Here is a 13,477-nt window from a genome sequence, read left to right on the forward strand (position 1 = left end):
TCAAAGGCTTTTAAATATCTATAGAAGGGAAGGCTTATTCTTCAGACTTCGTTTCTTCTTTTTTAGGTGCTTTCTTGAACTTGTCGTACTTGTTCTTGAACTTGTCGATACGTCCGGCAGTATCGATCAACTTAGATTTACCGGTATAAAACGGGTGCGATGATCTTGAGATCTCCAATTTAACCAACGGATACTCTACACCATCAACTTCGATTGTTTCTTTCGTATCTGCAGTAGATTTCGTTAAAAAAACATCGTCGTTAGACATGTCCTTAAACGCTACTACTCTATAATTTTCAGGATGGATACCTTGTTTCATCAGTTCTATTTTTAAAATCTTTCTGTTTTTTTAAGTCTGCAAATTTAAGGATAATTTAGAAATGAACAATTTTTTTCAAGTATTTTTTATTCTGAAGTGTTTTATCGATCACTCCGGCGTTCATTGCTATTACGATTGTTTCCTACGTCCTTCAGAAATACGCAGTAAGAATACGTTCTTCACAATAATTATGTGTAACGTTTTCCTATCTTTGTTTACTAACAGACCAAACCAAAAAACTTCAATACATGGAAACTCAAACACCCTCAGTGAAAAAGATCGCACTTAATTACGGACTGCTATTGGCACTTGGAACCATCGTGGTCTCAGTGATCGTTTATGTACTAGGCATGCATATGGACCAGCCTTGGTGGCAGTCGGCATTGAACTTTATTATTATGGCAGCGGCTATTGTCTACGGACTTAAAACATTTAAAAAAGAAAGTGGCGGGTTTTTATCCTTAGGCGAGGCTATTAAAACCGGACTTGCCATATCGTTGGTTGCCGGCGTTATTGGCTCTATTTTTACCTATATTTTCGTCACCGTGATCGAACCGGATTTTGTTACACAACTCTTGGATGTAACTCGTGAAAACATGATAGAACAAAATCCGCAAATGACCGAAGAACAATTGGAAATGGCTATGGGCATGACCGAAAAGTTCATGACTCCGTGGTTTATGACGGCCATGGGCCTTATTGCATCGTTGTTCTTTGGCTTTATCATTTCATTGATCGCCGGATTGATCATGAAACAAAACCGCCCGGAAAACTACTAGAAGCAACTGCATGAACCTGTCTATTGTCATCCCACTTCTTAACGAAGAAGAGTCAATTACCGAATTATACCATTGGATCGCAAAAGTCATGCGGTCCAATGGTTTTTTATACGAATTGATCTTTATAGATGACGGTAGCACAGACGGATCCTGGGAGATCATAGACCGTCTGGCACAAGAACACACAGAGGTAAAAGGAATCCGTTTTTTAAAGAATTTCGGAAAGTCACAAGCATTACATGCCGGATTCGCAAAAGCCATTGGCGATGTGGTCATCACCATGGACGCTGATCTTCAGGATAATCCCGAAGAGATCCCCGATCTCTATACAATGATCACTACACAAGGCTATGACCTGGTCTCCGGCTGGAAAAAGAAACGTTTCGATTCGGTTGTAGCAAAGAACCTACCCTCTAAGTTGTTTAATTTTGCGGCCCGAAAGACCTCAGGTGTCCGATTACACGATTTTAATTGCGGATTGAAAGCCTACCGAAACAATGTCGTTAAGACCATTGAGGTTACCGGCGAAATGCACCGCTATATTCCAGTACTGGCAAAGAATGCCGGATTTAACAAGATCGGAGAAAAGGTGGTGGTACATCAAGCGAGAAAATATGGCACGACCAAGTTCGGCGCAGAACGCTTTGTACGTGGCTTTTTAGACCTTATCACCATTTGGTTCTTGTCTCGTTTCGGGAAACGTCCCATGCATCTTTTTGGGGCCTGGGGAGCTTTCACTTTGTTTGTTGGTTTCGGCTTTGCCCTGTATCTGGGTATCGACAAATTGTTTATCAACCCTACAGGAAGGCTCATTACAGAACGTCCGCAGTTCTATATTGCCTTGACCGCCATGATCCTGGGAACGCAATTGTTTTTGGCAGGATTTCTTGGTGAATTATTATTACGAAGCAAAAAAGAGGCGAAGAACTACATCGTTAAAGAACAGCGAAACTTCAACCAATAACCGCTAAGAATCATTATTTTTGCAGTCTAATTAAGCAGAATGATTTACGTAGATCCAAAAATCTTAGAACGCCTAAACGCTTGGCTTACTCCCTTTTTTGACGAAAAAACCCAACAGACCATTAAAGATATGATCGCTCATGACCCCGAAGGACTTGAGGACAGCTTTTACAAAAATCTGGCGTTTGGAACCGGAGGGATGCGAGGAAAAATGGGCGTTGGCGACAACAGGATCAACAAATATACTCTGGGAAAGAACACCCAAGGGCTCTCCAACTATCTAAAGAAACAATTTCCGGATCAAGAGATCAAGGTTGCGATTGCATACGATTGCAGGCATAACAGTAAAAAACTGGCTAAAGTGGTGGCCGATGTCTTTTCGGCCAATGGGATTCGTGTTTTTTTATTTTCTGAATTACGCCCTACCCCGGAACTTTCATTTGCGGTAAAGCATCTTGACTGCCAATGCGGAATTGTACTCACAGCATCTCACAATCCTCCCGAGTACAATGGATACAAGGTGTACTGGGAAGATGGTGGTCAACTGGTACCGCCTCAGGACGCAGAGATCATTTCTGAAATAAACACATTACAATATACCGATGTGAACTTTGATGCCAATGAGGCACTAATTGAAACAATCGATACCGAAGTGGACGCTGCTTTTGCCGAAGCATCGCTTCGAAATGGTAGTTTCAACACTCCTGAAGCAGCAAAACAAAATCTAAAGATCGTATTTACCTCCTTACACGGTACTTCCATCACTATGGTGCCAAAGGTTTTGGAACAAGCCGGATATACAAACGTGCATATTGTAGAAGAACAGGCTACCCCCAATGGTGATTTTCCTACGGTAAAATCTCCCAATCCCGAAGAACCGGAAGCCTTGCGCATTGCACTGGAGCATGCCGAAGTACAACAGGCCGATATCGTTATAGGTACCGATCCCGATTGTGACCGTTTGGGCGTCGCAGTACGGGATTCAAGTGGGACTTTAAAACTTCTCAATGGCAATCAAGCCATGGTCATCATGACCTATTTCCTTTTGGAACAATGGAAGAAGGATGAAAAGCTCAACGGAAATCAATTTGTGGCAAGCACCATCGTTTCAACACCTATGGTGCGTAAGATCGCAGAGCATTTTGGTGTAGAATACAAGGAGGGTCTTACAGGCTTTAAATGGATCGCAAAGATGGTCAACGATTTTCCCGAAATGGAATTTATTGGCGGCGGCGAAGAAAGTTTTGGATATATGGTAGGTGACTTTGTACGCGACAAGGATGCGGTAACCGCTACCCTGCTTGCGTGTGAGATCGCTGCTCAAAAGAAAGCTGCCGGAAGCAGTATGTTCGATTATTTACAGGAGATCTATCGTCACGCCGGAACATACCAAGAATTTTTGGTGTCTTTGGTGAAGGAAGGAAAAAAGGGAGCCGAAGAGATCGCCAATATAATGAAGAACCTTCGTGAACACCCCTTCAAAGAGATCGCAGGGAGCCCTGTGATTCGCATTGAAGACTATGAGTCTGGTATTGCAAAAGACGCCCAAAACAATACTTCCGAAGTGTTAAAAATCCCACGGTCGAACGTCCTTATTTATTATACGGAAGACGGCAGTAAGATCGCGGCCCGTCCCAGTGGTACTGAGCCTAAGATCAAGTTCTATATTAGTGTCCACAATACTTCGGGAGATCTTTCGCAACTTCAGAAGAAAATAGACAATATCCGCACTCACCTAACCATTTCTTGATGAAATACTTCAAAAAAATACTTCGTTATGCACGCCCTTACAAAGGGTATGCATGGCTTAACATTATCTCGAATGTCTTCTACGCTCTCTTTGGGACGCTGGCCTTCGTTTCCTTGATGCCCATGCTTAAGGTGTTGTTCGACAATTCGAAACGGGTGAGCGAAAAACCTACTTACGAAGGTGTGTTGAAACTGGGAGATTATTTTGAGGATTATATGAACTATTTTATCAATGAGAAGATCGCTTCAGACGGTGAATTGAATACATTGATGATGATGATAGGCCTGGTGATCGCCACCTTCCTATTAAAGAACCTCTTTGGTTACTTGGCGATGTTCTTTATTACCTTTCTTCGGAATGGTGTCCTCAAAGACCTTCGGAACGACCTGTACAAGAAAACCGTGGAGCTACCGGTCTCATTTTATTCTGAAAAGCGCAAAGGAGATACCATCGCAAGAATTACGAGCGATGTATTGGAGATACAACATTCGTTCTTGTCGATCTTGGAATTGATCGTACGGGAACCCTTGATGATCCTGTTTACGATCATCGCCATGTTGGCGATTAGCACAGAGTTAACCATTTTCGTATTCATCTTTATTCCGGTATCGGGTTTTATCATTTCCAGAATCGGAAAAAGCTTGAAGAAACATTCCGATAAGGTGCAGAAGGAACAAGGATACTTTTTGTCGATTTTGGAGGAGACGCTTGGCGGACTTAAGATCATTAAAGGGTTTAATGCAGAAAAGATCTTCAGAAATAAATTCTCTGAATCTACCGACCGTTTTTTTAAATTTTCAAATACCTTGTTAAATCGCCAGAATTTGGCCTCCCCTATTTCCGAATTCCTCGGGATCGTAGTCATCGCCATATTGCTTTGGTACGGTGGCTCCATGGTATTGGTTGAAAAGACCCTCGCGCCCGAATTCTTTATTGTATATATGGGATTGGCTTATAATATACTAACCCCTGCCAAAGCGATAAGCAAAGCGAGCTATGGCGTTAAAAAAGGAAATGCCGCCGCCGAACGGGTGCTAGAGATCCTTGAAACAGAATCTTCCATTAAAGACAAACAGGGTGCCATACAAAAAGAAGCTTTCGAGCAAGCAATTAACATTGAAAGTGTTTCTTTTAAATACGAAGAAGAATGGGTGCTACAAGATTTCTCGTTACGTGTTCCTAAAGGACAAACGGTTGCGTTAGTAGGCCAAAGCGGAAGCGGGAAAAGCACTATAGCCAATTTGATTACCCGTTTCTACGATGTGAATTTAGGAAGGATCGCTATAGATGGCATTGATATCAAGGACATGACCCAGCAGTCACTGCGTGCACTTTTAGGGTTGGTGACACAAGATTCTATATTATTCAACGAGACGGTAAAGGGAAATCTTTTGGTTGCAAAAATGACAGCGACCGATGAGGAGATCATCGATGCCTTAAAAGTGGCCAATGCTTGGGAGTTCGTTAAAAGTCTGCCACAAGGCATTAATACTAATATCGGTGATAGTGGCAACAAATTGAGTGGCGGACAAAAACAACGGCTTAGTATCGCACGTGCCGTTTTAAAGAACCCTCCTATCATGATCCTCGATGAGGCTACCTCTGCTCTTGATACCGAAAGTGAGCGGTTGGTACAACAGGCATTGGAGAATATGATGAAGAACCGTACATCTGTAGTTATAGCACACCGACTTTCAACCATCCAGAATGCAGATCTCATCGTGGTCCTCTCCAAAGGAAAGATCGTAGAACAAGGGAAACACAACGAATTGTTGGCAAAAAAAGGAACGTACTATAATTTGGTAGAAATGCAGTCGTTGGCATAAAAAGAAAAAGAGCGATTTGGGGCACCGCTCTTTCACTTCTTTGTCATCGCATTTGGGGCACGCGATGACGGTTTTAACATAAGTATGAGTCAAATATATATTTAACTTTCGAATTCACCAAATTTTTTTTGCATTTAATCTATGAACTATGCATTTCATCGATATTTTAATCAACTAATGTTAATATAATTCCTACATTTTTGATGAATAATTTAAGTTCGATAGAAGACATAAAAAAAACGGGCCAGCCCCCGCTTAGGCCCGTTTAGTGCGTTCTTATTACAGTTGGGGCTAATAATAAAGAACATATACATAAGAAGTATGTGATAAAAGTAGTAAAATTTTTCCTACAAAAAAATATTTTTTACTTTTTAACTGAATATTTTGCATTTTATCGATAAACAACATCTTTTCACAAAAAGATGATCCTTTTTATTAATAATTAAACCATTGCCAGTAACTTTAGTCCTAATGTAAATTACATTTGTTTCGTGGTTGAAGAACATACATTAGTAAGTGCCTTACAATCGGAAGATCAAAAAGAAGCTGCCTTCAGGGAACTTGTCTCCCAGTATAAGGAACGCTTGTATTGGCATATACGAAAAATTGTACTGGATCATGATGATACTGATGATGTGCTTCAGAATACTTTTGTAAAGGTTTTTCGCAACATAGATTCGTTTAAAGGTGACAGCAAGCTTTACACTTGGATGTACCGTATTGCCACCAACGAAGCAATCACATTTATAAACAAACGAGCGAAGCGAGCGCAGATTACTTCAGAAGAAGCAAAAGAAAATGCCATTAAAAAACTGGAAAGTGACGTCTATTTTGAAGGTTCTGCCATTCAGCTTAAATTACAACAAGCTATAAATACCCTTCCGGAAAGACAACAACTTATCTTCAACATGAAGTATTTTGACGATATTACGTACGAAGAATTATCGGAAGTGCTGGATACGTCAGTGGGTGGATTGAAAAGCAGCTACCACATTGCCGTGAAAAAAATTACCGCCTACATAAAGACAGATGAAACTATTTGACTTTTTTAGAGTCATAAAATTACAATGAACAACGAACACAACATCCCGGATCACGGTTTCAAGGCTCCAAAAGGCTATTTTGGCTCCTTAGACGATCGGCTTATGGAAACGATCGCTTCGGAAGGAATTCCAAAAAATACCGGTTTTTCTGCGCCCAATGGATATTTTGAATCGTTGGATGAACGCATTATGGATTCGGTTCTTGGGGAAGAAGAAACCGGCAAGGTGCGCCCCCTCTTCGATCGTCGTTTCGTGGTTGCTGTGGCGGGGATCGCCGCGAGTCTGTTATTGTTCTTCTCTATGCTGCAACAAAATTCTATTTCTTCTGAAGGAGTCCAAAACATAGAAACGAATATGCTTACCCAATATATTGAAGAAGATGTGGATATCGATCTTTACGACGTAGTGGCCATGCTGGAGACTGAAGATGTTACAGAAATAACCTTCGAAAATTCTCTGTTTAAAAAAGCTGCTGTGGAAGAGTATCTTTTAGATAATGTGGAAGAAACAACCTTAATACAAGAAAAATGAAAAGAATTGTAATTCTTTTAGTCCTTATTGGCGTAACCGCCGTAGCGCAGGAAGACCGCCATGAAAAGATAAAAGCACTGAAACGCGCATATATCACCGAAGAACTTGAACTTACAACGGCCGAGGCCGAAAAGTTTTGGCCTATCTACAATAGCTACGAAGAGAAAATGCACACGCTAAAACAAAGTGAACGCAACGAGTTTCGAGTTTTTAAGAATGATGGTATCGAAGTGATTAGTGAGTCGGAAGCTAACACACTCATTGAAAAAATAAACGAGTTCCACACGAAGGAATACCAATACCGTACGGCATTACTTCAAGAACTCAAAAATGTTTTGTCGGCAAAGAAAATCCTTCGGTTAAAAAAGGCAGAAGATGATTTTAAACGACAATTGCTCAAACAATACAGACAACGAAAAGGAAAAGAATAATTGGTTGGTTTTTTGTGAATTGTGATTTTTTATGAAGTTCAATTCGAAAATGGGGTCTGAAGACCCCATTTTTTATTGCTGAAACTTCAGTTTTGCAATCTTATATTGTCCACTTGCATAGGCCAATGAATCATTTACAAATTCCAGTGCAAAAAACCCTTCCGTAGATAATTCGCTCCACGAACGCCCTTCGTCGGCACTGTAGGAGATACCCGGTGATCCAACTGCAACCAGCCCTTTTCCACTACTTCCCGGAACAAACTTCACCGAGGATCGGTATCCCGGGCCGGCCCCATTACTAATTAGTTTCCATGTCTTGCCTCCATCGTTTGTCATCGCCTTATTCCCTTCATTGAATGCTTTATCCTCCCAATCACCCCCAAAGATCACGCCCACCTTTTCATTATAAAAATCAATACTGTAAATCCCGGTCATCGCCTTTCCTTGAATTATAGGCGTGTTGAATACCTCCCAGGTCTTACCCTTGTCCGGCGAATGGAATACACGTGCACGCTTTCCTCCGGTCGCGATCCAAGTGTGTTCACCGTAAATAGCGATATTCGAATTACTTGCTGCGAAAGCTGCCTCCCCTTCGGTGACAGGTGGCAACAGATCGCAGCTCAATTTCTCCCAGGAATTTCCACCGTTGCGGGTGATTATAACCGACAAGCAGCCATCGGTAGGATCACCCATGGCAATTCCTTCTTTGTCATTCCAAAAAGCCATGGAATCATAAAAGACACGTTCTCCTTCTTCAAAATAGACTTCTTCTATAAATGTAGCGCTTCGACCATCAAATCCAATTTTGTAGAGCACTGCAGGATTTGAAATACTGAGCACAAACACTGCGTTTTCGATTGTGGCGATCGCGCGGAAATGCAAGAAGGAATCTTCGTATTTAATTGTTGCCAATTTTGGCGTAGTTCCATCTATAAAGCCCACCATCCCTTCATTTGCAGCAAACCACACTTTGTGAGCATCAATAGGCGCAATGGCGCGAATACTCAAACTATCGGAAAAAACGGGGGTTACGGAAACCGAAGTAAAAGTGTTTTTTGGTTCTGTAGAACAGGACCATAGTAATAAGGAAATGAAAAGGACAGGAATGAACCGCATGAAAAAAATTTTGTCAAAAGTAATCAAAACAATTCATACCGATTGTGATACCTTTGCAGTCCAATTTTAATAAAGCAATGAAATTACACCGAAACTTAGTTTTTGCTACTATCGACTCACTTCACATGATCTTCAATGAGCAGAAGCAAGCCGATAAAGTATTAAAAAATACCCTAAAGCGGGACAAACGCTGGGGTGCCCGGGACCGTAGTTTCATCGCCGAAACTACCTACGATATTGTTCGCTGGAAACGACTCTATGCAGAGATCGCGGAAGTGAAGGAACCGTTTGACCGTCCCAACCTCTTTCGTCTATTCGCAGTTTGGGCAACCCTTAACGGTATCAAACTTCCGGATTGGAAGCAACTGGAAGATACCCCGGTACGCCGAATTAAAGGGCGTTTTGATGAACTGTCTAAAATTAGAAAATATCGGGAGTCCATCCCCGACTGGCTCGATGAGTTGGGGGAAAAAGAGTTGGGCAAGCGATGGGACAAAGAGATCGCTGCGTTGAATGAGTTGGCCGATGTTGTCCTTCGTGTAAATCCGTTAAAAGCTACGGTGGTCGAGGTACAAAATGAACTGGCCGATCTAGAAATTGAAACGGAAACTGTTCCCGGTAATCCGTATGCCTTAAAGCTGAAGGAACGCGCCAATGTTTTCTCTACGGAAGCTTTTAAGAACGGGTGGTTTGAAGTGCAAGATGCATCTTCCCAACTTGTAGCGCAATTGCTTGATCCGAAGCCCGGGATGCGAGTTATCGATGCCTGTGCCGGTGCCGGTGGCAAGAGCCTTCATATCGCTTCGCTTATGGAGAATAAGGGACAGGTGATCGCCATGGATATTTATGAAAATAAATTAAATGAACTAAAACGCCGTGCACGGCGGGATGGAATTCACAATATTGAAACGCGAGTGATCGATTCGACCAAGGTGATAAAAAAGCTTATTGAAAAAGCAGACAAAGTCTTGATCGATGCCCCTTGTTCGGGATTGGGTGTGTTGAAACGAAATCCTGATTCCAAATGGAAGATGGATCCGGAATTTTTGAAGCAGATCAAAAAAAATCAGGCAGAGATCTTAGATTCTTATTCCAGAATGGTAAAACCCGGAGGAGAACTTTTGTATGCCACCTGCTCTATCCTCCCGTCTGAGAATGATGCTCAGATCAAGGCCTTCCTAAAACGCGATGAGGGTAAGGATTTCAGCTTAGTAAAAGATAAAAAAATATGGCCGAGTGAATCCGGTTTCGATGGATTCTACATGGCGTTGCTTAAAAAAAATAATGCAGAATGAAGAACGTAGTACTCCTTACACTTTCACTTTTATGGGCGGTTCAGCTTACTTATGGTCAACAACCATATTATAACGATGTGGATCTTTCTTTAACAGGACAAGACCTTTATTTTGAATTACAATCCAAGATCGATATTTCTAACAATACATTTACGTATGGTGATGTTCGTGATGCACTTAAAATTACCGATGAAGACCCGAACAATACGAACAATGTCCTTTTAATCTATGGTTATAATGACACAGACGGAAACTGTACTACAGACAGAACTAGAGACGAGGACGACTTTGGAGGTTTAAGCTGTGAATACAATCGTGAACATGTATTTGCCAGGTCCAATGCCAACCCCGATATGGGCGATGTAAACAATGGCACCACGGGCATCGGGGCTGATCCTCATAATCTGCGAGCCAGTGACCAGCAGATGAACAACAACAAAGGGAGCAAGAAATTTGCAGATGGTTCCGGTACTGCCGGCAATGTAGGTAGTGGCAATTGGTATCCCGGAGACGAATGGAAAGGTGATGTGGCCCGTATGATGATGTATATGTATACCCGATATGGGGACCGCTGCCTGCCTGTTCTCAATGGTGTAGGTAGCACGCAGGGTAGCACGCAAATGCTTCAAGTGTTTCTGGAATGGAATGCCGAAGATCCTGTAAGTGAATATGAAGACCAACGCAATCCGTATTTGGAAACGGCCTACGGCAACCGAAACCCTTTTATCGATAATCCGTATCTGGCAACGCTAATTTGGGGAGGCCCGGCGGCAGAAGATCGCTGGAATTTACTATCTGCCGATGCTTTTGTCGCTAGTGAAGTGATACTATATCCAAACCCTGCTTCGGAAGTGATCCATATTAAAGCCACAAGTGCTTTTCAGCCATCTTCAGTTGTACTTTATGACACGCTGGGACGCATTGTTTTTCAGAATAATTTAAATACGCAGCAGACCACAATTTCCCTTGCTTCCTTTGCTGAAGGGATCTATCTTTTAGAGCTTCAGCAGCAAGAAAAAAAAGTGATTAAAAAGATCATTGTAGAATAAAAAAAGAGCGGACAATGTCCGCTCTTTCATTTTACAACTTTCTGTAATATTTATTCGACAATAATCTTCGCCGATTTATAACCGTTCGAGGTAAGACCTCCTACCTTTACAATATAGACGCCACTTGATGCATAAGACATGTCCAGTTTAAGACGGAATTCTCCTCCTTCGTTCTGGACCGTTTTAACACCCATCTGTTGTCCTAATGTATTGTAAACAGCAATATAGGCGACGCCTTCATACTGTGACTTTAATAAGATATTATATTGATTCTTAGCGCTAGAAGTTATAATAAGTTTAGAGTCCTCTGTGGCAAAATCATCAATACCAAGAGTAATGTTCTCCACTTCTTTAACAAATGCATCGTTTACAGCCAACTGGTCACCGGTCAAAACAGTTCTTGCTTCCAACTCATAGGTCTGGTTTGGTTCAGATAGATCTACCGTAGCTGTGAATGTGTAAGAGCCTGCTTCGTTTGGCGCTATAACACCTGTAAAAGTTTCTGAAGCGACCAAGTTCCCATCCAGATAGAGTTCCAAAGGAATATTGGTTTGAGGTGCCAATCCGAAATTACGAATAGATATATCAACCGTCTCTGTAGCTGTAAGTTCGCCATCATTGGGTTCTATAATATTGTCGACCCCAACATCGTTGGCCAGTTGCGTAGACAATGAGAAAGAGGCGATTCGTGTTCTCCAATTGTTGATCGAAGCAAAATACTGTGCTGTATGCCAAAAGGTCGTCCCGTTAGGATCCATAGACAAATGTGAATAATCTCCAAATCGGTTAGAAAAGGTCTGTACACCATTACCTTCCACGATCACTTGTTCTGCCTGAGTCATTTCACCAAGCGGATCTCCATTAAATCTACCCGTAAATCGAATACCGGCGCGCAGCTCTGCACTCGCAATATTGAAACCCATTCCTATATTACCCAGTTCATCCATTGCGGCACTCCCCATAAAGCGGCTGTGACCGTCATCTGGAGCATACGTTCCTTCTTGATAAACTGTCCATGAGTCTACGGCATTATTTCTTAGTTCAACCCATCGTACTCCCGAAGTGTTGGCTAGATCGACATCTACGTTAAAAGTTATCACCCACGAGTTATGCGTGGCAAAACTACGGTAATTCGCTGCGTACGAAATAATCCCTCCTTGCATATCAATTTTTTGTGATGTTCCCGGTTGGTTCACATCTCCTTGTCCGAATGGCGAAAAGGTAGAATTGAATTCTGCTACAGGAATTTCCAGTGGTGCCGAAATCATTGAGTTACCTATAGTACCCCAATCTACATCGATCTCCCATACTTTCAAGTGATCAAAGCTTACGCCGCTCCATCCGTCATCCTGTAAAAAAGTAATGTAACCCGGAACGTTTGCAGGAAATGTTGTTCCTAACAAGTTTGCGGGCTCAGGACTCTCAATAGTGTTGGGATTAAAAACAATCCCCGGTAACGGGAATCCCACTATCTGTGGAGAAGGCCCCCCGGCTAAAATAACATCGCGCTCCATTACATACACTCTGTTTGCATCTCCTCCCAGCTTATTTGCTGTAAGGTAATAACCATCAGGCCATACCGTATAATGAGGATAATCTGGAAAACCACCAAAAGTAAATGTATAGACATTATAGGTTCCGGTAGGGTCATTTGTAGTCGATACCCCAATTACCAAAGTATTTGTTGGAGCAGAAGGGTTTGCTGTTCCAAATTGACTCACGAAGAATCGATCTGCCAATTGATCGTACATAACAATGGGATCGCCGTTATTCATTCCATTCCCTAAAAATGTTCCTAGAGCAACAGGACCCACTAACAGTGTTCCTGATTTATCAAAAATTTTCACCGCCGAATTAAAAGCGTGTACATAGTGATTTGGTCCTACAGCACCGGTTGGATCGGGTGGTATAAAACCGGATTCTGAAGAAAATCCTCCATCAAAATTCTGTTCTAACGCAAAACGGTATTGGTCCCCAAAATCTTCTTGGCGCAAGGGATCCTCCCCACTTGGTAGTGCGTTAGGGTTGGTTTGTTCATTCGATCGCCTCCCGTTGGCAACGATCTTCAATTCCTGGATCGTTCGGGTGGGATCGCTTTCAAGCTTTGCGTAATCTCGAAGCGGCATCGTCTCACCCAAAAATGTTCCAACGATCACATCGGTAGGACCGGAACCTTCTTGAGCTATAAGACCTGCTCCAAAAAGTACGGCAAACGCCACAAGTAAATTTTTCATTTTCATAGTTTTGTTTTTAAATAAATAATAAGTTGATGTTTGATTATTAAATATAAATCTTAGAATCTGCAAGATAAGTTATAAAACTGAAACTAAAAACCTAGCAAAACAATAGACTTCTATATTTGTTTGTAATTCTTG

General features: G+C 41.9%; 12 protein-coding genes. 9 read left to right on the forward strand and 3 right to left on the reverse strand.

The window, feature by feature from the left end:
- Window positions 1-34: 34 nt before the first annotated feature.
- Window positions 35-319, reverse strand: coding sequence for a type B 50S ribosomal protein L31 (locus tag JS40_RS04230; protein ID WP_034258631.1), 285 nt, complete (start codon window positions 317-319; stop codon window positions 35-37).
- Window positions 320-567: 248 nt separating this feature from the next.
- Here JS40_RS04230 and JS40_RS04235 point away from each other — a divergent pair, with 248 nt between their 5' ends.
- The 7 genes from JS40_RS04235 to JS40_RS04265 all read left to right on the forward strand — a co-directional run bounded on the left by JS40_RS04235 (window position 568) and on the right by JS40_RS04265 (window position 7,642).
- Window positions 568-1,098, forward strand: coding sequence for a DUF4199 domain-containing protein (locus JS40_RS04235; RefSeq protein ID WP_034258632.1), 531 nt, complete (start codon window positions 568-570; stop codon window positions 1,096-1,098).
- A gap of 10 nt (window positions 1,099-1,108) precedes the next feature.
- Window positions 1,109-2,062 (forward strand): glycosyltransferase family 2 protein, encoded by a 954-nt coding sequence (locus JS40_RS04240; RefSeq protein ID WP_034258634.1) that lies wholly within the window; start codon window positions 1,109-1,111, stop codon window positions 2,060-2,062.
- A gap of 39 nt (window positions 2,063-2,101) precedes the next feature.
- Window positions 2,102-3,811, forward strand: a complete 1,710-nt coding sequence (locus JS40_RS04245) for a phospho-sugar mutase (RefSeq protein WP_034258636.1) — start codon at window positions 2,102-2,104, stop codon at window positions 3,809-3,811.
- Window positions 3,811-5,637 carry an ABC transporter ATP-binding protein gene (locus JS40_RS04250; RefSeq protein ID WP_034258637.1) on the forward strand — a complete coding sequence of 609 codons (1,827 nt, stop codon included), beginning with the start codon at window positions 3,811-3,813 and terminating at the stop codon, window positions 5,635-5,637. The genes JS40_RS04245 and JS40_RS04250 overlap by 1 nt, the downstream gene beginning before the upstream one ends.
- A gap of 491 nt (window positions 5,638-6,128) precedes the next feature.
- A complete protein-coding gene (locus JS40_RS04255; RefSeq protein ID WP_034258639.1) occupies window positions 6,129-6,680 on the forward strand; it encodes an RNA polymerase sigma factor in 552 nt (183 codons plus the stop codon).
- A gap of 24 nt (window positions 6,681-6,704) precedes the next feature.
- Window positions 6,705-7,211: a hypothetical protein gene (locus JS40_RS04260; RefSeq protein WP_034258640.1), complete on the forward strand. Its 507-nt coding sequence runs from the start codon at window positions 6,705-6,707 to the stop codon at window positions 7,209-7,211.
- A complete protein-coding gene (locus JS40_RS04265; protein ID WP_034258641.1) occupies window positions 7,208-7,642 on the forward strand; it encodes a hypothetical protein in 435 nt (144 codons plus the stop codon). The genes JS40_RS04260 and JS40_RS04265 overlap by 4 nt, the downstream gene beginning before the upstream one ends.
- A gap of 72 nt (window positions 7,643-7,714) precedes the next feature.
- Here the strand turns inward: JS40_RS04265 and JS40_RS04270 are convergent, their stop codons facing one another.
- Window positions 7,715-8,758, reverse strand: a complete 1,044-nt coding sequence (locus JS40_RS04270; protein WP_034258642.1) for a WD40/YVTN/BNR-like repeat-containing protein — start codon at window positions 8,756-8,758, stop codon at window positions 7,715-7,717.
- Window positions 8,759-8,835: 77 nt separating this feature from the next.
- On the opposite strand from JS40_RS04270, the gene JS40_RS04275 reads away from it, so the two are divergent.
- Both JS40_RS04275 and JS40_RS04280 read left to right on the forward strand, forming a co-directional pair.
- Complete coding sequence (locus tag JS40_RS04275; protein WP_034258644.1) at window positions 8,836-10,053, forward strand: RsmB/NOP family class I SAM-dependent RNA methyltransferase; 1,218 nt, start codon at window positions 8,836-8,838, stop codon at window positions 10,051-10,053.
- Complete coding sequence (locus JS40_RS04280; protein ID WP_051957491.1) at window positions 10,050-11,102, forward strand: endonuclease; 1,053 nt, start codon at window positions 10,050-10,052, stop codon at window positions 11,100-11,102. Before JS40_RS04275 ends, JS40_RS04280 begins: the two co-directional genes overlap by 4 nt.
- 50 nt (window positions 11,103-11,152) lie before the next feature.
- On the opposite strand, the gene JS40_RS04285 is transcribed toward JS40_RS04280, so the two are convergent.
- On the reverse strand, window positions 11,153-13,336 hold the full coding sequence (locus JS40_RS04285) for a T9SS type A sorting domain-containing protein (protein WP_051957492.1): 2,184 nt from the start codon (window positions 13,334-13,336) through the stop codon (window positions 11,153-11,155).
- Window positions 13,337-13,477 lie beyond the last annotated feature (141 nt).

It is taken from the genome of Altibacter lentus (genome assembly GCF_000746845.1).
Taxonomy (GTDB): domain Bacteria; phylum Bacteroidota; class Bacteroidia; order Flavobacteriales; family Flavobacteriaceae; genus Altibacter; species Altibacter lentus.